Consider the following 20714-nt stretch of genomic DNA (forward strand, 5'->3'; position numbering starts at 1 on the left):
GGGCTGCGGGCTTCCTAGTTTTCAGGCTGATCGGCCGCACGGCCTGATTCCAGCCCCGTGATTCCGGCCCCATGCGCAGGAGCATTGAATGAAACAGATTTCGCCGCAGGACGCTCTCGTCTATATCATGATTACGGTTTCCGCAGCGGATACGACGATGACCGATGCCGAACTGGCGTCGATCGGCAATGTAGTGTCACGGCTTCCCGTCTTCGAAGGCTTCGACCGCGAGCGCCTTCCAAAGCTGGCCAGCGATTGTTACGCGCTTCTGGCCTATGAAGACGGGCTGGATCAGATTCTCGATCTCGCCCATGATGCCCTGCCTGAAAAACTCTATAATACGGCCTATGCGCTCGCTGTCGAGATTGCCGCAGCCGATTTGCATGTCGAGCAGGAAGAGCTTGAATTCCTGCAAATGATGCGGGACCGCTGGACGCTTGATGAGTTGACAGTCGCGGCCATCGAGCGCAGCGCGCGGGTGCGTTACCGCAAGCTCTGATCGCGGCGCGATGGTTGGGGGAGGAAAAATGGCAAGAATTTTTGTATCGCGCAGGGCCTTTCTGGCGGGATCAAGCGCCCTTGCGCTCTGGCCGAAATGGGGGCAGGCAGCACAGCAGGTCAGCAAGGGCGGGCGCCTTGTCGTGGCCGCGGATTCCGAACCGCGCAACCTCAATCCCGCCATCGTCGCTTCAAACGGCGTTTTCTTTGTCGCAAGCAAGGTGATCGAGCCGCTGGCGGAAGCCTCTTTTGAAGGTGCAAACGGGCTGGCACCGCGCCTTGCGACCGCATGGGAAGGGTCGGAGGACGGCCTCACCGCGACATTCCGTCTGCGCGAGGGCGTCAAATGGCATGACGGCACGCCGTTCACTTCAGCCGATGTGGCCTTCTCCGCAATGGAAGTGTGGAAGCCGCTGCAAAATCTTGGTCGCGTGGTCTTCAAGGCGCTCGAAAAGGTCGAGACGCCCGATGATCACACGGCGATTTTCCATTTTTCGGAAGCCACCCCCTTCCAGCTCATCCGCAATGCGTTGCCTGCGCTTACTGCCGTTCTGCCGAAGCATATTTTTGCAGGCAGCGATATTGCCGCAAATCCCGCCAATGAAAAGCTCATCGGCACCGGCCCGTTCAAATATGCCGAACATAAGAATGGCGAATATTATCGGCTGGTGAAAAACGAGACCTATTGGGGCGAGGGCGAGCCTTATCTCGATGAAATCATCTATCGTGTACTGCCCGATCGTGCGGCGGCGGCTGGTGCGCTGGAGGCCGAAGAGATAGATCTTGCGGCATTTTCCGCAGTACCTCTGGCCGATCTCGACCGCATCTCCAAAGTGCCGGGGCTGGCGGTGATTTCCAAGGGCTATGAGGCGCTGACCTATCAGCTGGTGGTCGAGATCAACCATCGCCGCAAGGAACTGGCCGATCTGAAAGTGCGTCAGGCGATAGCCCACGCCATAGACCGCGATTTCGTGGTCAAGACGATCTTTCTCGGCTATGCCAGAACCTCGACCGGCCCGGTGCCGCGCTATGACAGCCAGTTTTATACCGGCGACGTTCCCGCCTATCCGTTCAATGTCGAAAAGGCCAATGCGCTTCTCGATGAAGCCGGTTACAGGCGCGGCGATGACGGCAAGCGCTTTACGCTGAAACTGCTGCCCGCCCCCTATTTCAACGAGACCAAGCAGTTCGGCGATTATCTGCGGCAGGCCTTAGCGGCAACCGGCATCGATGCGCGTCTGGTCAACAATGATGCGGCGGCACATCAGAAGGCGGTCTATACGGATCACGATTTCGATCTTGCCATCGCGCCGACCGTCTATCGCGGCGATCCGGCGATTTCGACGACCATTCTTGTCGAAAGCGGCATTCCGGCAGGTGTGCCTTTTTCCAATCAGGGCGGTTATGCAAATGCGCAGCTCGACGCGCTGATCGAAAAGGCGGCGCACACAATCGATGAGAAAGAGCGCAGCGCGCTCTATCACCAGTTCCAGCAAAAGGTGGCAGCCGACCTGCCGCTCATCAATGTGGCGGAATGGGGCTTTATCACCGTTGCAAATGAGCGGGTGAAGAATGTCGCAAACAATCCGCGCTGGGCGGTTTCCAACTGGGCCGATACATGGATAGGGCAGTGACGAAGCATCGCATTTGATTGTATCGTCGCGGCGTGAAACAGATTCTGATCCTTTTGCGCAAACGGTCGGCCAGCAGCATATTCGTGCTGCTGATCGTCGTCGTCGGCTGTTTCCTGATGCTGGAAACCGCACCCGGCGATGCGGTCGATGCCTATGCCATATCCTTTGGCGGCGATGCCGGACAAATTGCCGAACTGCGCGCGCGCTGGGGGCTGGATCAATCCGTCTGGCACAGGCTTTTTGCCTATCTGGCGGCATTGGCACAGGGCAATCTGGGCTGGTCGGTCAGCTTCAACAGGCCCATTCTCGATGTGGTGGCGGAGCGCCTGCCCAATACGCTTTTGCTGATGGGCGCAGCCACGGCCTTATCCTTTGCCGCCGGTTCGCTTATGGGCATTGTCGCAGGCGCGCGTCCGGGCAGTTTTCGCGATCGGTTTTTGTCCGTCACATCGCTGGTTCTTTATGCCATTCCCGGCTTCTGGCTGGCGCTGGTTCTGGTCATTTTGTTTTCGATCAAGCTGCGGTGGCTTCCTTCAAGCGGCATTGAAACAATCGCTTCGGGCAAGGAGGGGCTTGCGCGTGCAGGCGATATTGCAACCCATCTGGTCCTGCCGGTCATCTCGCTGTCGCTGATTTATCTGGCGCTTTATCTGCGGGTGATGCGCGCTGCCATGGCCGATATATGGCGCATGGATTTTGTGCGCGCCCTGCGCGCGCGCGGCATTTCGCGGCCCCGCATCGTGCTGCATCATGTGGCGCGCAATGCGCTTTTGCCGCTTGTCACCATGCTGGGGCTGCAAGCGGCGTCGATGCTCGGCGGCAGCGTGGTGATCGAAAGCGTCTTTGCCGTGCCGGGGCTGGGCAGGCTTGCACAGGAAGCGGTGGCCGCGCGCGACACGCCGCTGCTGCTGGGCGTCATCCTGACCAGCGCCATCATGGTGATTGCGGTCAATTTCCTCGTGGACCTGCTTTATCTGTGGCTCGACCCGCGTATTGCGGCGGGGAGGCAGGCATGAATTTCTGGCAACGTTATTTCAGAACGGGTGAAGGTATAACAGGCACCGGCATCCTTGCGTTGCTGGTTCTGGCCGCAGTTTTCGCGCCGGTCCTGTTTCCGGGCGATCCGCTGCGCATCGTCTCGACGCCGCTCATATCCCCGTTTCAACAGGCCGATCTGCCATTGGGCACCGACCGTCTGGGCCGCGATGTTCTCGCGGGCATATTCTACGGCGCGCGAACCTCGCTGCTCATCGGGCTTGCGGCGGCGCTGGCTTCCCTTGTCGCAGGCAGCATCATCGGCACGCTGGCAGGCTTTGCCGGGGGCGTGGTCGATGAGGTGCTTATGCGCGTCACCGAAGCTTTCCAGACCGTGCCGGGCTTCCTGCTGGCGCTGGCGCTGGTCAGTATCGCCGGGCCGTCGCTGCCGGTGCTGATTGCGGCAATCGCGCTTTCAAGCTGGACGCAGGCCGCGCGGCTGACGCGCGGACAGGTGCTTTCCATTCGCGAGCGCGATTATGTGGCTTCGGCCCGCACCATCGGCATGCACCCGCTCGAAATCGCCTTTCGCCAGATTTTGCCCAATGCGCTGCCGCCGGTGCTCGCACTGGCGCCGGTGATCGTGGCTTCCGCCATATTGATCGAAGCGGCGCTGTCCTTTCTCGGCCTTGGCGATCCCAATCGCGTGACATGGGGCGGCATGATCGCCGAAGGGCGCACGGTTCTGCGCTCCGCGCCGTTCCTGTCCATCCTGCCCGGTCTGGCGCTCGCGCTCACGGTCGTTGCTACCTATCTGGTGGGCGAGGGCGTCACGAGTGCCGCCAGCGCGCGCGAGGTGCAATCATGAAGCGGCTGGCTGAAATCCGCGCGCTCACGGTGCGATACGCGCATATATGCGTGCTCGATCATATCGATCTCGATATTATGGCGGGTGAAATCCTTGCCGTCATCGGCGAAAGCGGCTCGGGCAAAAGCACGCTGGCGCTGGCGCTCGGCCAGTTGCTGCCCATCAATGCGCAAATATCGGGCGCGATTGACTGGCCGGGATTTGACCAGCGCCCGAAACCGGGCCGCGATATGGGCTTTGTGTTTCAGGACCCCGCGTCGAGTTTTGATCCGGTGATGAGCATTGGCGCGCAGCTTGTCGAAACCATCCGCGCGCATGAAAAAATCGACCGCCATGCTGCTAAAGAACGCGCAATAGCATTGCTTGCGCGCGTTCATATCCCTAAGCCGGAGGCGAGTTTCTCGCGCTATCCGCACCAGTTTTCGGGCGGGCAGAAACAGCGCATCGCCATAGCGCTGGCGATAGCAGCCAGACCGCGCCTGCTGATTGCCGATGAGCCGACAAGCGCGCTCGATACCATTGTGCAAAAGGAAATTGCCGCCCTGTTGCAGCAACTGGTGCGCGAAGACGGCATGACGCTGATCTTCATCACCCATGATATTGCGCTTGCCGCGACACTGTCAGATCGCATCGCCGTGTTCCGGCAGGGCAGGCTGGTTGAAGCGGGAGCCGGTGAAACGGTTCTCAATCATCCGCAAAGTAGCTATACGCGCGCGCTTATCGATGCGGTGCCAAGGCTTGAGGTCGGCCCTGAGTTCGCTCATGAGTTTGGCCATGAGTGAAGCTCTTTTGCAGGCACGGAATATCTGCGTTCACTATGGCCAGACACGCGCTCTCGATCAGGTCAGCCTCGAAATTGCCGCCGGAGAAACGCTCGCCCTTGTCGGTCCGTCTGGCAGCGGCAAGTCCACTCTGGCGCGTGCGCTCCTGCGGCTTCAGCCGCTTCGCTCCGGCACGATCACCTTTGACGGCATGGACTGGCTGGCGCTCAAAGGTGCGGCTTTGCGCAGAGAGCGCGCAAAAATGCAGATGGTGTTTCAGGACCCCTTGTCGGCGTTTAATCCGCGCAGCCATGTGCGCGATCTTCTCGAAGCGCCGCTGCGCATCCATCGCCGCAAGCAGGATATTGGCGCGCTGTTGCAAGAAGTCGGGCTGGACCCGGCGCTTGCCAGCCGTCGGGTTTTTGAAATTTCAGGCGGGCAGCGCCAGCGCGTCGCCATTGCCCGCGCGCTTGCCACCCAGCCTTCCCTGATTGTTCTTGACGAGGCGGTTTCATCGCTGGATGTCACGGTGCGCGCGCGCATTCTCGACCTGCTGCGCGATCTGCAAAGACGCAACAATACGGCCTATCTGTTCATCACCCATGATCTTGCGGTGGCAAGCCAGCTTGCCGGGCGCATCGCCGTGATGGAAGGTGGCCGCATCGTCGAGTGCCAGACGGCGGCAGCGCTCATCGCTTCGCCGCAGGCGGCGATTACGAAGGCCCTGATTGCGGCCATTCCGAATCCTGCTTCATTCCCCCGGCAGGATATGAGTCGCCTCCGGACGCCATGACACCCAGATAGTGTCGCCGGGTTCGAGGTTGAGATGGTCCAGTTCGTCATGGCTTTTTTGCGCCTTGAGCTGCATGCCGTCCGCGCCCTCAAGGTGAATGACGGCGGTAGCGCCCACAAATTCCTCGCCCACCACCCGCGCCTGCATGCCGCTATAGCCCTCGGCAGGCGGGGTATTGTTCAGCACCACCCGGTCGTCGGATATGACGAAGGTTGCACGGTCCCCCGCCGCAAGCCGCTTGCCCGGATTGGCGGCAACGTCGAACTCGCCCACAGGCGTTGCGATCTTCACTCTTTCGCCATTGCCTGCCAGCACCTTGCCGGTGAAAATATTGGATGAGCTGAGAAATTCCGCCACGAATTTCGTGCGCGGCGCGCGATAGATTTCCTGCGGAATGCCGATCTGCTCGATCCGGCCCCGGCTCATGATGATCACGCGGTCGGCCATCGAAAAGGCCTCCGACTGGCTGTGCGTGACATAGACGAAGGTAATGCCCAGTTCGCGTTGCAGGTTGGAGAGCACAAGCTGCATATGGACTTTGAGATGCGCATCGAGCGCCGATAGTGGCTCGTCGAGCAGCAGGATTTCCGGCTCCGTCACCAGCGAGCGGGCCAGCGCCACGCGCTGGCGCTGGCCGCCGGAAAGATGGGCGACATTGCGCTCGGCAAATTCAACGATCTGCATGCGTTCGAGCCATTTATCGACGCGCTTGCGCCGCTCGGCCTTTTCGATGCCGCGCATGCGCAGCGAAAATTCGATATTCTCGCGCACGGTGAGGAATGGAAACAGCGCAAGGCTTTGCCAGACCATCGGCGTGTCGCGCTGCCATGTCGGCAGGTCGTTGATCCTCTTGCCCGCAAGGCGAATTTCGCCTTCGCTCGGCGCTTCCAGCCCTGCCAGCATGCGCAATGTCGTGGTCTTGCCGCAGCCGCTCGATCCCATGATGGCGAGGAATTCGCCCTTGCGGATTTCAAAATCGATCTTTTCGACGGCAATGAAACTGCCGAAGCGTTTGACGACGCCATCGAAGACGACGAGAGCCTCATCCATCATATGATTTCTTCTCCGCTGGTTGCTGCCTGTTTCGCAGGTGCGCTGCTGCGCTTCATCAGAAGTATCTGCGCCAGCACGACGAGCGTGATCGAAACAAGGAAGACAAAGGTGCCGATGACATTGATACGCGGGCTGACCTGTCCCTGAAGGAAGCCCAGCACCTTGACCGGCAAGGTTTCATTGAGGCCCGAAACGAACCAGGCGACCGCAAATTCATCGAAAGACACCGCCATGGTGATGAAGAGCGCGGAAAATATCGCAGGCTTGCAAAAGGGAATGATGACATGGCGCATGGCCATCCATTCGGACGCGCCAAGATTCCAGGCTGCCGCTTCCAGCGATGGGTCCATCTGCGACAGGCGCAGCCGGATGATCGCCATGGCGAAGGGCGCGCACATGACTACATGGGCAATAATGACCGAATAGATTGCGCCCGAAAGGCTGATATTGGACAGGAAGGCCAGCATGGCCAGCCCCAGAATGACGACCGGTATCGTCGGCGGTAGCAGGGCAAGCGCGACATAGATGGTCTTGCCAAAGAACCTGTAGCGAAAATCGGTATAGGCTGCGCCAAAGCCGATGGCGGTCGCCAGAACTGATACGACCAGACCGGTCATGAGCGTATTGCGCAGTCCCTGCCAGACCAGTGGGTCGTTGGCGACGGCTTCATACCAGATCATCGAGAAGCCGCCGAGAGGAAGCGACGGGAAGCGGTCGACATTGAATGAGAATATGAAGCTTGCGGCAATGGGCGCAAAGATGAAGGCAAAAGCCAGAAGCACATAGAGCTTCAAAAGCCAGTCGATCCATGGATTGCGGTTGAAACCGTTCATCGTCCGCGCTCCTTGTAGGCATAGCCGATTGCAGCGAAAGCGACGGCGAGCAGCGTTGCGATCATGGTCAGTGCTATCACTGCCGCGCGCGGCCATTGCTGCCCGGATTTGGTGGTGTCGGTAATCAGGATCGAAAGAGTGGGGGGATCGCCGCCGCCCAGATAAAGCGGGCTGACGAAATCGCCAAACGTCAGGATGAAGCAGAACAGCGCTGCGATCACCAGCCCGACCTTCGCTGCGGGAATAATCACCTCGAACACGGTGCGCAGCCGTCCGCAGCGCAGATTATGCGCAGCCTCGATCAGTGTTTTATCGATGAATATCAGGCTGAACAGTTGCAGCAGCACGACCAGCGGAAAACTCAGCGTCAGATAGCCGATCATGGTGCCGAAGACGGTATTGAGCATGCCGAACGGTCCGATCCCGATCATCCTGAACAGCGCATTGAAAATGCCATTGTCGGAGAGGAATATCTGCCATGAATAGACCCGGACCAGATAGCTGGTGAAAAACGGGATCACCATCAGGAATATCGCCCAGCGCCGGGCGGCTTCGCCAAGCTTGAAGGCCATTGCATAAGAACAGGGAAAGGCCAGCACGCTGGTAATGACGGCAGCAGATGCTGCAAGGGCGAAGGTGCGCAAATAGGCATCCCAGAACACGCCGCGCCCGAGCATGCGCACCCAGTTCACGGTGTCGAAATCCGGCTCCATGCGGAAGTTTCTGACGGTCCAGAAGCTTAGCGCGATCAGGAACACCAGCGGCGCAAGAAAGAACAGCAACTGCCAGATCAGCATCGGCAGCGAGAAGGTCAGTCCGTAAAGGGTGATCGATTTCCGCATCATGGCCTTTCAGGCTGAAAACAGTGCCGCACGCGCAACCGTCGCGCGGGATTGCGGGAAAGGGGGCAGGCGTCTGAGGCCCGCCCCGTCATGATCGTCCGGTGTGGTTCCTGCCTAGTGTGTGGCTTTGAAACCGAAATTCACCACACTAGGCGCCCTTATATTCGGACCAGAAATCGTTCCAGTCTTCGAGGCTCTGCTGCACCGGCAACTGGCGATACTTGATGCGCCCGTCGCGGATCAGGTCCATGGCATTGTGCTCATTGAGCAGCATGCCCTGCCGTTTGGCTTCTTCGGGGGTTTCCTTGGCGAGCAGTTCCCATCCCTTCTTGTTCGGGATGAGGCAGGGATAGGCCGCCATATTGGCGGATTTGACCTGACCTTTCGGCGAGGTGATATATTGTATCCACTTCTTTGCCAGATCGCCCTTGGTCGTGCCCTTGCCGATGGAGAAGGATTCGGTGAACTGCAATCCGCCCTCTTCGGGGATGACGCTGCGCACCTTGGCGCCGTTGCGTTCCAGCGTGCCGGTGATCCAGTCGCCGATCCCGGCCATGGCCAGCATCTGCCCGTTTTGCAGCGATGAGAATGTGCCGCCATAATCGAAGAAGCCGCCGATCTGGGGCCGCAGCGTCATGATCTTGTCCTGAACCGCCTTCCACGCCGTCTCATCTATGTCGTAGGGCGAGGCATTGCCGTTGAGCAGGCTGATCTGGCCGAGATTTGGCAGATGCCAGTCGAAATGGCCGACCTTGCCCTTGAGCTTGTCCGCCCAGTAGACATTATAGCTGGAAGCTTCTTTTTCGGTGATCGCATCGGTATTGTAGGCAACGCCGAGAAAGCCGAAGCGGGTGATGACGGAATAAAGATCGTCGCCGACCCAGTGGCCGGGAAAGTGCTGGAATTCAGGGAAGAAATCGTCGAATGCGTAGTCGGCGGGATCGAGTTTTTCGATATAGCCTGCGGCGTTGAGCTGCTGGACATATTCGGCGTCTGAGAGGATGAGATCGAAGGTTCCGGGAGGCGATTGCGAGATCAGCCCCAGCATATTGTCGCCGCCGGTATAATATTTCGGCTTGAACTTGACGTTGTTTTCCGCCTCGAACTCCGCCACCATATCCGGCTCGGCATGGCCATACCATGCGAGCATGGTCAGTTCGGTCGCCTGTGCGAATGCAGTTCTGCTAACGTAGGGCATCGCCAGAATGCCGCCACCCAATACGCTTGCCCCTTTAAGAATCTGTCGCCGGGTAAGGGAACCCGACAGTTTGCTCTCGATGGTCATCGTATTCCCCATTTTTGTTGTTATGATTGCAGGTTAAGAACCATCGCATCATTTGAAAAATTAATTATTATAATTCGTCCATCAGCATGGCTTATTGGCGGGCCAGTTCCGCCGGACGCCGCAGCGGGTCGCTGGAAACCCCGGCTTCATCGAGCCGCATAATGATGTGATTGATCAGCATGATGCCTGCATCCGACAGGCGCGGATGCTTGTAGAACAGGCCGACGCGAATTTCGGCCAGCGGCGGAAATCCGTCCTTCTCGTCGAGAACGCGCATCCCCGGCAGCACGGTATAGCGTGTCATCGCGCTCACCCCCAGACCGTTGATGACGGCGTTCTGCAAGCCGGAAATGCCCGGTCCCGTATAGGCCACGCGCCAGCGGATATGTGCGGCGTCGAGCGCCTGTATCATGCGCGCGCGATAGGCGCAGCCTTCGGGATGGGCGGCAAGCGGTATGCCCGCCTGCGGGTCGAAATCCAGAGCTCTCGCAGCCGTCCACACGGGCTGTTCGTTCCATGTGCGCGACAGATATTGCGCCCGATCACCCTCCACCATGGCGATAGCCAGATCGAGTTCGTCCGAGCGCAGCCGGTCGAGAATGGTTCCGCTGGCGCCGCAATAGATTTCCAGCGCGATCCCGGCGTGCTGGCGGGTATATTCGGTAATGACCCTTTGCAGAAAAGCCACGGCATAATCATTGGGCAGGCCGATGCGCAGGACGCCCGACAATTTGGAGCGGTTGAAATAGGACGCGGCCTCGTCGTTGAGGCGGAGAATTTCACGCGCATAGCTCAGGAGCATTTCACCTTCGGCGGTCAGCGACAATGTGCGCCCGACCTGCTTGATGAGCGGCGCGCCGGTCAGTTCTTCCAGCCTGCGCATTTGCAAGGAGATTGCCGGCTGGGTACGCCCCAGCATATCGCCAGCCTTGGTATAGGCGCCGAGATCGATGACGGAAACAAAAGTACGCAGCAGATCGGTCTGGAAGTTTACAATGTTTCGCATGGATTTCGTTTCCTTATGCGTGGATGACGATTATAAATTTCTCATATTCTTCAGTTCGGCTCAAATCTTCTTGTGGTCCACAATGGGAGAAAATGATGCCTGAACAATCAGTCTTTGCCGCCGAACTGTCCTGGCCCGATTATGATGCGCGCGTTCGCGACGGGAAAACGGCGATTCTCTTGCCGATCGGCTCGATGGAGCAGCACGGCCACCATATGCCGATGAATGTCGATGTCCTGCTGCCGGTGGAGTTCGCCCGCCGCATCGCCGGGCGCGTTGACGCGCTGGTCGCGCCGCCTTTTACCTATGGCTACAAGTCGCACCAGAAATCGGGCGGCGGCAATCATCTGCCGGGCACCACCAGCCTCGACGGCGCGACGCTCGTTGCGGCGCTGCGCGATGTCATCCGCGAATTCGCCCGCCATGGTGTGCGGCGCATCGGCATGATCAACGGTCACTTCGAAAATTCCTGGTTCATCATCGAAGGCATCGACCTTGCACTGCGCGAGCTTCGCTGGGACGGTATCGATGATATGAAGGTCGTGGTTCTCTCCTATTGGGATTTCGTCGATAAGGTGACGATCGAGCGGCTTTATCCCGGCGGCTTCTCGGGCTGGGACATCGAACATGGCGGCGTGCTGGAAACCTCGCTGATGCTGGCGCTTTATCCCCAGCAGGTGCGGCTGGAGCGCGCGGTCGATCATGCCCCGGCCAGTTTCCCGCCCTATGACGTCTACCCGCCAAAGCCCGAATGGACGCCTGACAGCGGCACATTATCCTCGCCAAAGGATGCAACAGCGGAAAAAGGCGAACTGCTTTTGCAGGTCTGCACCGACGGCATCGTCGAGGCATTGCAAAAGGAATTTCCGCGCTGATCCTTGAGTGCTCAAATGCAACAAGCTGCGGCATGGCCCGCAGCTTTTTTATTTGCATTCTCCAAAAGAGAAAAAGAAACCAGCCGGATGGCTGATTTCTTTTTACTGTTGTCAGTTGCGGATAATATTGTGCTCGGGACCGAAGGGGAAGCCGGTGATGTTTTCAGCACCATCTTCCTTGACGATGAGAATATCGTGTTCGCGATAGCCGCCAGCCCCCGGCATGCCTTCGGGCAGCATCACCATCGGCTCCATCGATACCACCATGCCCGGCTCAAGCACGGTCTCGATGTCCTCGCGCAGTTCCACGCCCGCCTCACGACCGTAATAATGGCTCAGGACACCGAAGGAATGGCCATAGCCGAACGAGCGGTATTTGAGCAGGTCCCATTCGCGATACATCTCATTGAGCTCGATTGCGATGTCCTTGCAGCGCGCGCCGGGCTTGATGAGTTCAAGACCGCGCCGATGCACGGCGACGTTCTTTTCCCATATGTCGAGGCTTGCATCATCGGCATGATCGCAGAAGAGGGTGCGTTCGAGCGCGGTGTAATAGCCGAAAATCATCGGGAAGGTGTTGAGCGAGAGAATGTCGCCGGACTGCACCTTGCGGTTGGTCACGGGATTATGCGCCCCATCCGTATTGATGCCCGACTGGAACCATGTCCATGTGTCCATCAATTCGACAAAGGGGAAGGAACTGGCGATCTCGCGGATCATGGCATTGGTGGTTGCGATCGCCACTTCATGCTCGGGCACACCGGCCTTCACCGCCGCGACACAGGCAGCGCCCCCCACATCGCAGATGCGCGCGCCCTCGCGGATGAGCTTGTGTTCTTCCGCCGACTTGATCGTGCGCATCCACATGGACGGCTGGCTGACATCGACGAATTCGACGCCGGGCAGGGCTTCTTCAAGCGCGCGGCGATAATCGAGCGAGACGTGGTCGAACTCGATGCCGACCCGTTTTGCGCCGCGCGTCAACTGCCTGACGGCATTGTAGAAATTGTCGCGCCGCCAGTCGGTATAGGTGACATTGTCGCCAAAGCTGCGCCGCCATGGCTGGCCGCCATCGATGCCTGCGGAAATGGTCGTGGCGTTGTTCTGGTCGATGACCATGCCATATTTGCGGCCGAAATAGCAGTAGAGCCAGCCGGAATAGTAATTGATGCAATGATAGGACGTGAACAATGCCGCATCGACGTCGTTTTTCGCCATCCATTCGCGCACGTCATTCTGGCGGCGAGACATTTCCGCATCGGAAAATGGCGAAAAATCCTTCTCGCCATTATGCCACTTCATTACGTGCAACATGTCGTCGGTCATTACCCTGCTCCTCCTTGAGATGGTGACTGAGCAGCAGAATAGGTTGGCCGACGGCATTACAAAAATTTATTCACCTAATAGTCGAATAACAGATCTTTATGTGAAGATCGGCAAGCCCGCCGGACTATGCCTTGCCCAATTCCACAGAGCGGTTGCGTGCGGCTTCCACCGCTTCTTCAAGCAGGATTTTAAGGCGATTATCGCCCATCAGCACGTCGAGCGCCGCTGCCGTGGTGCCATTCGGGCTCGTCACCTGACGGCGCAATGTGGATGGGGTGTCCGTGCTTGCTGCCGCCAGCGCGCCCGCGCCCATCACGGTCTGCCGGGCCAGAAGGGCGGCTGTTTCTTCCGGTAAGCCCGCAGTCACGCCCGCATCGGTCAGCGCTTCGATGAAATGGAAGACATAGGCCGGGCCGGAGCCGGAAACCGCAGTCACCGCATCCATCAATTCTTCCTTGTCCACGCTCGCAACCTTGCCCGAGGTTTTAAGCAGGCTGTTGACGAAAGCCTCGTTATCTTCGGTGACATTGGCGTTCTTATAGGTCACCAGCATGCCCTTGCCGATGGCCGCTGGCGTATTGGGCATGCAGCGGATGATGGCCGCGTCCTTGCCCAGATATTGCTCAAACAGCGAAACGGGCGTTCCGGCGGCAACGCTTACGAATGTTGTTTGGGGTGCGAAGCGCTGATAGGTCGGCAATATATCGGCCATGACCTGCGGCTTGACCGCGAATACGATCATGCGCGGCTTGAGATCGGCTGCCAGCGACTGCGCATTGAGATAGGCATTGACGCCTGCGCCCGCAGCGCGCTCCAGCAGGGCTTCGGCCGGTTCGATCACATGCACATTCTCGGATCGCAATATACCGCTTTCCAGCCAGCCCTTGAGCATCGCGTAACCCATATTGCCGCAGCCTACCAGAATGACCGTATCTTGCATGTGAATGTTCCACCTTGTGCCTGTGAGGATTTGATCTGTTTGCAACCGTACCAATCATGAACGAGACTGCAACCCCTCCAGATAATTGCCGGTATATTATTGATCCCACATTCAAATTAAACCACTATGCGCCTCATGAGAGGCAGGAAAACTGTAGTTGCAGGAATGGGGGGCGGATGGATCCGGTTTTGACGACAGGCGTGCCTCCGGCTGAGGCTTTCACCCATGTGCGCATCCTCATCGGCATCATTCTGGGCCTGTGCGTGTCGCGGCTTCTGACGGGGGTTGCGCGTTTCATCCAGCATCCGGAAAAGCAGCTGCTTTATCCGGTGCATCTGGGCTGGGTCGCCTTCATCCTGCTCTCGGTCGTCCATTTCTGGTGGTTCGAGTTCAATTTGCGCACCATTTCGGTGTGGAGCTTTGAAATCTATCTTTTCATTATTCTTTACGCAGGGCTCTATTTCCTGCTCTGCACCTTGCTGTTTCCCGACAAGCTCGACGGCTATACCGGCTATCGCGATTATTTCATGTCCCGGCGCAAATGGTTCTTCGGCATTTTGGTCGCAGTCTATATGACCGATGTGATCGATACGCTTATCAAGGGGACGGAGCGTTTTCACCTTTATGGAAATGAATATCCGGTGCGGATCGGCGTCTTCATTCTCGTCGGCCTGATTGCCATGTTTACCGATAGTCGCCGCTTTCATGCCTTCTTCATCTGCACGGCGCTGGCCTATGAAGTCGCTTTCATCCTGCGGCATTTCGCAACCCTGTCGTAACAGGGCGGAAAATCGCCCGATCCCGCATTTTTGGCGATTGTCATATTGCTTTATGACGCTTATGGGCATGTGTGCGGTAAAAGCACGATGTATCTGATACGTCGCTGACTGGAAATGGAGCAAGCACAATGGCCCAATTGATCGACGGCAGGAAGCTGGCCGAGGAAGTCGTTTCTTCCGTAAACACCCAAACCGAAAAGCTGGTCGAGGCTACCGGCGTCGTGCCCGGAATTGCGGTGGTGATCGTGGGCGAAGATCCGGCAAGTCAGGTCTATGTCGCGTCGAAAAGCCGGAAAGCCAAGGAATGTGGCTTTCATTCGGTGCAGCACGACCTGCCCGCACATGCCTCCGAGAAAGAATTGCTGGCGCTGATCGAAAGCCTCAATGCCGACCCCGCCATCCATGGCATTCTGGTGCAGCTCCCCTTGCCCGGACATATCGATGAGGGCCGTGTGATCCAGACCATTTCACCCGACAAGGATGTGGACGGTTTCCATTTCATCAATGTCGGCAAGCTTGGCACCGGCGAGGTCGAAACCGCTTTCGTCCCCTGCACGCCTGCCGGCGCGATGATCATGATCGAGCGTATTCATGGCCGTGATCTCTCCGGCCTCAATGCCGTTGTGATCGGCCGGTCCAATATTGTCGGCAAGCCGATGTTCAATCTGCTGCTTGCAGCCAATGCCACCGTGACCATCGCCCATAGCCGCACCAAGGATTTGCCCTCGATTGCGCGCAATGCCGATATTCTGGTGGCCGCCGTTGGACGTCCGCAAATGATCAAGGGCGATTGGGTCAAGTCCGGAGCAACCGTCATCGATGTCGGCATCAATCGTATCGCGGCACCGGAAAAGGGCGAGGGCAAGACACGGTTGGTCGGCGATGTCGATTTCGTCGAGGCTGAAAAAATCGCCGGAGCGATCACGCCGGTTCCCGGTGGTGTCGGCCCGATGACCATTGCCATGCTGATGGCAAATACGCTGACCGCAGCCAGCCGCAGCGCCGGTTTCAAAAAGCCGGTCTTCTAATAAGGCAAATCACAATATCGCCGCAATTGAGCGCGGCGATTTGCGCAAAATGCGCTTAAAATTCAAAAAATCGAGGGCAAAGCCGCAAAAATCACGCGGTTTTGCCCCTTGTTTTTGTCTGTTTTTTAGAAAACAGACGCGCCTTCGTCGGCGCGGCCCGCAATCTGGCGGAAAGCGTGGAAGAGTTCACGCCCCATTCCAAATCCGTTTCCGGAAAGGTCCGGTCGCTCCTCGGAGCGCGCTTCGAGCAAGGCTTCGCTGATCAGGACGTCCAGCCTGCCGCTTGCCGCGTCAAGGCGAACCACATCGCCATTGCGGATCTTGCCGATCGCCCCGCCATCGAGCGCTTCAGGCGTGACATGGATCGCGGAAGGCACCTTGCCCGATGCACCCGACAGGCGCCCGTCGGTGACGAGCGCCACGCGCTGGCCGCGATCCTGCAAGACGCCCAGCACGGTCATGAGCTGATGCAGTTCCGGCATGCCGTTGGCCTTCGGTCCCTGATAGCGCACCACCGCGATGAAGTCCCCGGTCAGTTCTCCCGCCTTGAAGGCGCCTTGCAATTCCGACTGGTCGTTGAAGACCCTTGCCGGAGCTTCGATGACATGGCGTTCGGGCTTGAGCGCGGAAACCTTGATGATCGCATTGCCGATATTGCCGCTCAGAACCTTGATGCCGCCGGTCGGCTGGAAGGGCGTGGCGATTTTGGCGAGAACCTTGTCGTCGCCGCTTTTTTCGGGCGCGGGCTCGCGCACCACATTACCGTCCGGCCCAAGCCTTGCCTCGACCGTATATGGCCTCAGACCCTCGCCCCAGACGGTGCGGACATCCTCATGCAGCAAGCCGCCATCGAGCAGTTCGCGGATGAGAAAGCCCATGCCGCCTGCGGCGTGGAAATGGTTCACATCCGCAAGGCCGTTGGGATAGACACGGGCAAGAAGCGGAACAATATCAGATAGTTCCGAAATATCCTGCCATGTAATGTGAATGCCCGCAGCCTTCGCCATGGCGATCAGGTGAATGGTGTGATTGGTCGATCCGCCCGTGGCGTTCAGCCCGACGATACCATTGACGAAGGAGCGCTCATCGAGCATTTCGCCCACCGGCGTATATTCATTGCCCTGTGCGGTGATTGCCAGTGCGCGCCTGGCGGCTTCGCGCGTCAGCGCGTCGCGCAGCGGCGTGCCGGGATTGATGAAGGATGCGCCGGGCAGGTGCAGCCCCATGATTTCCATCAGCATCTGGTTGGAATTGGCGGTGCCGTAGAAAGTGCAGGTGCCGGGACCGTGATAGGATTTTGATTCCGATTCAAGCAGTTCCGCACGCCCGACCTTGCCTTCGGCATAAAGCTGGCGGGTTTTGGCTTTTTCGTCATTGGGCAGGCCGCTGGTCATCGGCCCGGCAGGAATGAACACGGCTGGCAGATGGCCGAAAGTCAGCGCGCCGGTAATCAATCCGGGCACGATCTTGTCGCAGACACCCAGATAGACGGCTGCGTCGAACATATCATGCGACAGGCCGACAGCGGCTGCCATGGCAATCACTTCGCGCGAAAACAGTGACAATTCCATGCCCGCAAAGCCCTGCGTCACCCCATCGCACATGGCGGGAACGCCGCCTGCGACCTGTGCGACCCCTCCGGCTTCACGCGCGGCCTGCTTGATAAGCTGCGGATAGGTCTCGAATGGCTGATGCGCCGAAAGCATGTCATTATAGGCAGTGATGATGCCAAGGTTCGGCACTTCATCGCCGGTCAATGCCGCCTTGTCATGCAGGCCGCAGGCGGCGAAGCCATGCGCAAGATTGGCGCAGCCTAGAATGGTGCGATTGGGCTTTCTGGATGCGGCCTCGCGCACGCGTTGCAGATAGGCCTCGCGGCTCGACCGGGAGCGTTCGCGAATGCGCCCGGTGATGTCCTGTATGCGTTTATCAATGGGCATGGTAGCACCTGTGCCTGGAGCGGTCCCGGCTTCGTGGGAATGCGAGACGTTAACTGGACCAATAGACCTCAACCGGCGTGCGGGCCTTGTTGAGCACCGCGCGCACCGGCATTTCATATTCATCTGCGCCCGCCAGCGCCTTCTCGAAGACCTCCAGCTTGGCTGCGCCTTCGATATGCAGAACCAGCATATTCGCCTCGACGATCAGCGGCAGGGTCAGGGTCAGGCGTTTTTCGCCCGCTCCTTCCGCGTGGATCGGCAGGACGATGGCGCGTGTCGTCGGGTCGATTGCCTGATCGAGACGGTCGGCACCGGGGAAGAACGAAGCGGTATGCCCGTCATTGCCCATGCCGAGCACAACGACATCGAAGGGGCGGCGCAGCGCGTCGATGCGGCTGGCGGCGGCAAGGGCTGCGGTCTCGACGGTGGCGGTCGGATTGTAAAGGCCGACAAACCGGGCCACGCCCGCATGTTCGCGCAGAAGATGTTCGCGCACAAGCTTTTCGTTCGAGCGCTCGCTGGTGGTGGGCACGAAACGCTCATCGACGAGCGTGATCGTCACCGCCGTCCAGTCGATCATCTGGCGCGAAAGAACCTCGAACAGCCGCACCGGCGTCGTGCCGCCGGAAACCGCAAGTGTGGCTTGTCCCCGCTCAGCGATGGCTGCCGCCAACTTGCCTGCAATCGCTGCGGACAGGGCCTGCGCCAGTTCGGTGCCGCTGGTGAAATCATGCCGTTCGATGTTCATGCCATTCCTTTCAAATTCGTTCCGTCACAGGCTCTCGTGCCAGGTTCTTCCATCGCGTTCGATGAGCGCAATGGACGATGAAGGCCCCCATGTGCCTGAGGTGTAACCCTGAACCGGCTGATTGTTCAACTCCCAGCCCTGAAGGATGGGGTCGATCCAGCGCCATGCAGCCTCAACCTCGTCGCGGCGCATGAACAGGGTCTGGTTGCCGCGCACCACGTCCATGATGAGCCGTTCATAGGCATCGGGATTGCGCTCGTTGAAGGATTCAGCAAAGCTCATATCGAGCGGAACATGGCGCAGGCGCATGCCGCCCGGACCCGGATCCTTGATCATCAGCCATTGCTTGACGCCTTCATCGGGTTGCAGGCGGATGACGAGCGTATTGGCCATGACCTTGCCCGCGCCTTCGCCGAAAATCGAATGCGGGATCGGCTTGAATGTGACGACGATCTCGGAAACACGGGTGGCGAGGCGCTTGCCGGTGCGCAGGTAAAACGGCACGCCCGCCCAGCGCCAGTTGGCGATTTCGGCCTTCAGCGCCACGAAGGTTTCGGTATTGCTGGTGTCGCTGCCGAGATCTTCCAGGTAGCCCTTGACCGGCCCGCCCGCCGAAGCACCGGCGCGATATTGCCCGCGAACGGTGAGTTCCTCGACATTGGCGCTGGTAATGGGCTGGAGCGAGCGCAGCACCTTGACCTTTTCGTCATGTACCGCATGGGCTTCGAGCGAGGAAGGTGGCTCCATCGCGACGAGGCAAAGAAGCTGGAGAATATGGTTTTGCACCATATCGCGCAGCGCGCCTGCGGTGTCGTAATAGCCCGCGCGGCCTTCAAGGCCGACGGATTCTGCGACCGTGATCTGCACATGATCGATATGGGCGGAATTCCACAGCGGCTCGTAAAGCGCATTGGCAAAACGCAGCGCCATCAGGTTCTGCACGGTTTCCTTGCCCAGATAATGGTCGATGCGGAAAATCTGGTCTTCGCGGAAAACGCTGCCCAGCGTGTCGTTGAGCGTCATGGCCGATTCCAGATCGCGGCCAATGGGCTTTTCGACGATGATGCGGGTGTCGCGCGTAATCAGGCCGTTGCTTTTCAGCCGGGTGGCAATATCGCCAAACAGGCTGGGGCTGACGGCCAGATAAAAGGCGCGGATCTTTTCCGGCTTCTTGCCGATCTCCGCCTTGAGCGCATCCCAGCCGCTGTCGGATTTGGCATCGACCGCGACATAGCTCAGCCGCGCAAGAAAGCGATCCACTTCCCCGGCGTCCACTTCTTCCGCCTTGACATGCTCATGAATGGCGTCATGGGCGAATTTGCGATACTCGTCGTCGCTCATGGGGCTGCGCGAAGCGCCGATGATGCGCGTCGGCTCCGAGAGCTGGCCGGCACGCTGGCGCTGATAAAGAGCCGGGATCAGCTTGCGTTCCGCAAGATCACCCGAGCCGCCGAAAACGATGTAATCAAAGGGCTCAACGGGGATTATCTGGCTGGTCATTCTCGCTCTCTTCCATTTTGACCCAAATCAGTCTGTCGAAGCACAGTTTAATGGCAATTTTCTTTTTTGCTTGGATAGTGTCTATAATCTAATCGATTTAAATTCAATCATTGCCTGTCAATATTCTCGTAAATGTCATGAATTGCGCTGCCTTTGCGGCTGTTAACCGCATATGCACGCGTGACATGCTCTTCATAACGCAATATTGCGACAGCAAAGAGAATCCGCGCCTCGCATCATGCAGGTGATCTGATCGCGAACAGGATTGAAGGAGAATGGCATGAAGAAGCTTGAGGACAAGGTTGCAATCATTACCGGCGCCGGATCGGGCTTCGGTTCCGCCATGGCGCGTCGTTTTGCAGCCGAGGGCGCGAAAGTCGTTCTGGCCGACGTCAATATCAAGCGCGTGGATGACGAGTTGGCCGATATAGGAGCCGATGCCATGGCCGTTCAGGCCGATGTCTCGCGCAAGGATGATATGGTCAACCTCGCCCGTCAGGCCTTTGAAAATTTCGGTCGCATCGACATCATGGTCAATAATGCCGGTTTCACCCATCGCAACATGCCGTTGACCGAAGTCGACGAGGACAAGTTCGACCTCATCAATGCGGTCAATATGAAGGCGATCTATCATTCCACGCAGATTGTCGTGCCGATCATGGAGCATCAGGGCGGCGGGGTGATTATCAACACGGCATCGGCGACGGCCTTGCGTCCACGTAAGGGGCTGACGTGGTATTGCGCGTCCAAGGGCTGGGTGATCAGCGCCACCAAGGCAATGGCGCTGGAACTGGCCGAAAAGAAAATCCGCGTGAACTGCATTTGCCCTGCCGAAAGCGACGGCGAGGCGCTGGGACTTTTTCTGGCGGAAGATACGCCGCAGGCGCGCAAGGATCTGAAAGCAACCATTCCGCTGGGCCGGTTTTCGCGCCCCGATGATGTGGCGGAAGCAGCCCTCTGGCTCGCCTCGGATCAGGCGTCCATGGTGAGCGGAACCGCGCTGCCGGTCGATGGCGGTTACACGATCTGA

20 protein-coding genes are annotated in these 20714 nt (G+C 58.6%); 10 read left to right on the forward strand and 10 right to left on the reverse strand.

Annotation, left to right across the window (positions count from 1 at the left end; genetic code table 11):
• Positions 1-88 precede the first annotated feature (88 nt).
• Genes DKP76_RS04850 through DKP76_RS04875 form a run of 6 tightly spaced genes read left to right on the forward strand, consistent with a single transcriptional unit; the run spans position 89 to position 5529 of the window.
• Positions 89-499, forward strand: a complete 411-nt coding sequence (locus DKP76_RS04850; RefSeq protein WP_109705331.1) for a tellurite resistance TerB family protein — start codon at positions 89-91, stop codon at positions 497-499.
• A 28-nt stretch (positions 500-527) separates the two neighbouring features.
• Complete coding sequence (locus tag DKP76_RS04855; RefSeq protein WP_109705332.1) at positions 528-2132, forward strand: ABC transporter substrate-binding protein; 1605 nt, start codon at positions 528-530, stop codon at positions 2130-2132.
• 17 nt (positions 2133-2149) lie between these two features.
• Positions 2150-3148 (forward strand): ABC transporter permease, encoded by a 999-nt coding sequence (locus DKP76_RS04860; RefSeq protein ID WP_109705333.1) that lies wholly within the window; start codon positions 2150-2152, stop codon positions 3146-3148.
• Complete coding sequence (locus DKP76_RS04865; RefSeq protein WP_109705334.1) at positions 3145-3975, forward strand: ABC transporter permease; 831 nt, start codon at positions 3145-3147, stop codon at positions 3973-3975. The genes DKP76_RS04860 and DKP76_RS04865 overlap by 4 nt, the downstream gene beginning before the upstream one ends.
• Positions 3972-4757 (forward strand): ABC transporter ATP-binding protein, encoded by a 786-nt coding sequence (locus tag DKP76_RS04870; protein ID WP_109705335.1) that lies wholly within the window; start codon positions 3972-3974, stop codon positions 4755-4757. Before DKP76_RS04865 ends, DKP76_RS04870 begins: the two co-directional genes overlap by 4 nt.
• Positions 4750-5529, forward strand: coding sequence for an ABC transporter ATP-binding protein (locus tag DKP76_RS04875; protein ID WP_109705336.1), 780 nt, complete (start codon positions 4750-4752; stop codon positions 5527-5529). Before DKP76_RS04870 ends, DKP76_RS04875 begins: the two co-directional genes overlap by 8 nt.
• Here DKP76_RS04875 and DKP76_RS04880 read toward each other — a convergent pair.
• The 5 genes from DKP76_RS04880 to DKP76_RS04900 all read right to left on the reverse strand — a co-directional run bounded on the left by DKP76_RS04880 (position 5488) and on the right by DKP76_RS04900 (position 10548).
• Positions 5488-6582: an ABC transporter ATP-binding protein gene (locus DKP76_RS04880; RefSeq protein ID WP_109705337.1), complete on the reverse strand. Its 1095-nt coding sequence runs from the start codon at positions 6580-6582 to the stop codon at positions 5488-5490. The genes DKP76_RS04875 and DKP76_RS04880 overlap by 42 nt on opposite strands.
• Positions 6579-7415, reverse strand: a complete 837-nt coding sequence (locus DKP76_RS04885) for an ABC transporter permease (RefSeq protein WP_109705338.1) — start codon at positions 7413-7415, stop codon at positions 6579-6581. Before DKP76_RS04885 ends, DKP76_RS04880 begins: the two co-directional genes overlap by 4 nt.
• Positions 7412-8260 carry an ABC transporter permease gene (locus DKP76_RS04890; RefSeq protein WP_109705339.1) on the reverse strand — a complete coding sequence of 283 codons (849 nt, stop codon included), beginning with the start codon at positions 8258-8260 and terminating at the stop codon, positions 7412-7414. The genes DKP76_RS04885 and DKP76_RS04890 overlap by 4 nt, the downstream gene beginning before the upstream one ends.
• 145 nt (positions 8261-8405) lie before the next feature.
• Positions 8406-9542, reverse strand: coding sequence for a polyamine ABC transporter substrate-binding protein (locus tag DKP76_RS04895; RefSeq protein ID WP_109705837.1), 1137 nt, complete (start codon positions 9540-9542; stop codon positions 8406-8408).
• A 91-nt stretch (positions 9543-9633) separates the two neighbouring features.
• Positions 9634-10548: a LysR substrate-binding domain-containing protein gene (locus tag DKP76_RS04900; protein WP_109705340.1), complete on the reverse strand. Its 915-nt coding sequence runs from the start codon at positions 10546-10548 to the stop codon at positions 9634-9636.
• 95 nt (positions 10549-10643) lie between these two features.
• Here DKP76_RS04900 and DKP76_RS04905 point away from each other — a divergent pair, with 95 nt between their 5' ends.
• Positions 10644-11423 (forward strand): creatininase, encoded by a 780-nt coding sequence (locus DKP76_RS04905; RefSeq protein WP_109705341.1) that lies wholly within the window; start codon positions 10644-10646, stop codon positions 11421-11423.
• Positions 11424-11534: 111 nt separating this feature from the next.
• Here the strand turns inward: DKP76_RS04905 and DKP76_RS04910 are convergent, their stop codons facing one another.
• Together DKP76_RS04910 and proC are read right to left on the reverse strand one after the other, a co-directional pair.
• Positions 11535-12749 carry a M24 family metallopeptidase gene (locus DKP76_RS04910; protein WP_109705342.1) on the reverse strand — a complete coding sequence of 405 codons (1215 nt, stop codon included), beginning with the start codon at positions 12747-12749 and terminating at the stop codon, positions 11535-11537.
• Positions 12750-12873: 124 nt separating this feature from the next.
• Complete coding sequence (proC, locus tag DKP76_RS04915; protein ID WP_109705343.1) at positions 12874-13689, reverse strand: pyrroline-5-carboxylate reductase; 816 nt, start codon at positions 13687-13689, stop codon at positions 12874-12876.
• 176 nt (positions 13690-13865) lie between these two features.
• On the opposite strand from proC, the gene DKP76_RS04920 reads away from it, so the two are divergent.
• Together DKP76_RS04920 and folD are read left to right on the forward strand one after the other, a co-directional pair.
• The gene (locus tag DKP76_RS04920; RefSeq protein ID WP_109705344.1) at positions 13866-14468 is read left to right on the forward strand and encodes a hypothetical protein; all 603 of its coding nucleotides are present in this window, start codon (positions 13866-13868) and stop codon (positions 14466-14468) included.
• 128 nt (positions 14469-14596) lie between these two features.
• Positions 14597-15496 (forward strand): bifunctional methylenetetrahydrofolate dehydrogenase/methenyltetrahydrofolate cyclohydrolase FolD, encoded by a 900-nt coding sequence (folD, locus tag DKP76_RS04925; protein ID WP_109705345.1) that lies wholly within the window; start codon positions 14597-14599, stop codon positions 15494-15496.
• 125 nt (positions 15497-15621) lie between these two features.
• On the opposite strand, the gene edd is transcribed toward folD, so the two are convergent.
• From edd to zwf, 3 genes are read right to left on the reverse strand one after another with little or no spacing between them, the layout of a single operon-like run.
• Entirely contained in the window at positions 15622-17436 is a 1815-nt protein-coding gene (gene edd, locus DKP76_RS04930) for a phosphogluconate dehydratase (protein ID WP_109705346.1), read from the reverse strand.
• 49 nt (positions 17437-17485) lie between these two features.
• The gene (gene pgl / locus DKP76_RS04935; protein WP_109705347.1) at positions 17486-18184 is read right to left on the reverse strand and encodes a 6-phosphogluconolactonase; all 699 of its coding nucleotides are present in this window, start codon (positions 18182-18184) and stop codon (positions 17486-17488) included.
• 24 nt (positions 18185-18208) lie between these two features.
• Positions 18209-19684 carry a glucose-6-phosphate dehydrogenase gene (gene zwf / locus DKP76_RS04940; protein ID WP_109705348.1) on the reverse strand — a complete coding sequence of 492 codons (1476 nt, stop codon included), beginning with the start codon at positions 19682-19684 and terminating at the stop codon, positions 18209-18211.
• A gap of 280 nt (positions 19685-19964) precedes the next feature.
• Between zwf and DKP76_RS04945 the strand changes: the two genes are divergently transcribed.
• A complete protein-coding gene (locus tag DKP76_RS04945) occupies positions 19965-20714 on the forward strand; it encodes an SDR family oxidoreductase (protein ID WP_109705349.1) in 750 nt (249 codons plus the stop codon).

This window comes from Falsochrobactrum shanghaiense (assembly GCF_003149535.1).
Lineage (GTDB): Bacteria > Pseudomonadota > Alphaproteobacteria > Rhizobiales > Rhizobiaceae > Brucella > Brucella shanghaiense.

Excerpts from the sequence above, each read along its gene's own strand:
- DKP76_RS04890 (WP_109705339.1), bottom strand. The coding sequence starts at position 8,260 with ATGATGCGGAAATCGATCACCCTTTACGGACTGACCTTCTCGCTGCCG.
- edd (WP_109705346.1), bottom strand. The coding sequence starts at position 17,436 with ATGCCCATTGATAAACGCATACAGGACATCACCGGGCGCATTCGCGAA.
- DKP76_RS04885 (WP_109705338.1), bottom strand. The coding sequence starts at position 7,415 with ATGAACGGTTTCAACCGCAATCCATGGATCGACTGGCTTTTGAAGCTC.
- DKP76_RS04945 (WP_109705349.1), top strand. The coding sequence starts at position 19,965 with ATGAAGAAGCTTGAGGACAAGGTTGCAATCATTACCGGCGCCGGATCG.
- proC (WP_109705343.1), bottom strand. The coding sequence starts at position 13,689 with ATGCAAGATACGGTCATTCTGGTAGGCTGCGGCAATATGGGTTACGCG.
- DKP76_RS04855 (WP_109705332.1), top strand. The coding sequence starts at position 528 with ATGGCAAGAATTTTTGTATCGCGCAGGGCCTTTCTGGCGGGATCAAGC.
- DKP76_RS04870 (WP_109705335.1), top strand. The coding sequence starts at position 3,972 with ATGAAGCGGCTGGCTGAAATCCGCGCGCTCACGGTGCGATACGCGCAT.
- DKP76_RS04920 (WP_109705344.1), top strand. The coding sequence starts at position 13,866 with ATGGATCCGGTTTTGACGACAGGCGTGCCTCCGGCTGAGGCTTTCACC.
- DKP76_RS04850 (WP_109705331.1), top strand. The coding sequence starts at position 89 with ATGAAACAGATTTCGCCGCAGGACGCTCTCGTCTATATCATGATTACG.
- DKP76_RS04865 (WP_109705334.1), top strand. The coding sequence starts at position 3,145 with ATGAATTTCTGGCAACGTTATTTCAGAACGGGTGAAGGTATAACAGGC.
- DKP76_RS04905 (WP_109705341.1), top strand. The coding sequence starts at position 10,644 with ATGCCTGAACAATCAGTCTTTGCCGCCGAACTGTCCTGGCCCGATTAT.
- DKP76_RS04880 (WP_109705337.1), bottom strand. The coding sequence starts at position 6,582 with ATGATGGATGAGGCTCTCGTCGTCTTCGATGGCGTCGTCAAACGCTTC.
- zwf (WP_109705348.1), bottom strand. The coding sequence starts at position 19,684 with ATGACCAGCCAGATAATCCCCGTTGAGCCCTTTGATTACATCGTTTTC.
- DKP76_RS04910 (WP_109705342.1), bottom strand. The coding sequence starts at position 12,749 with ATGACCGACGACATGTTGCACGTAATGAAGTGGCATAATGGCGAGAAG.
- folD (WP_109705345.1), top strand. The coding sequence starts at position 14,597 with ATGGCCCAATTGATCGACGGCAGGAAGCTGGCCGAGGAAGTCGTTTCT.
- DKP76_RS04900 (WP_109705340.1), bottom strand. The coding sequence starts at position 10,548 with ATGCGAAACATTGTAAACTTCCAGACCGATCTGCTGCGTACTTTTGTT.
- DKP76_RS04875 (WP_109705336.1), top strand. The coding sequence starts at position 4,750 with ATGAGTGAAGCTCTTTTGCAGGCACGGAATATCTGCGTTCACTATGGC.
- pgl (WP_109705347.1), bottom strand. The coding sequence starts at position 18,184 with ATGAACATCGAACGGCATGATTTCACCAGCGGCACCGAACTGGCGCAG.
- DKP76_RS04895 (WP_109705837.1), bottom strand. The coding sequence starts at position 9,542 with ATGACCATCGAGAGCAAACTGTCGGGTTCCCTTACCCGGCGACAGATT.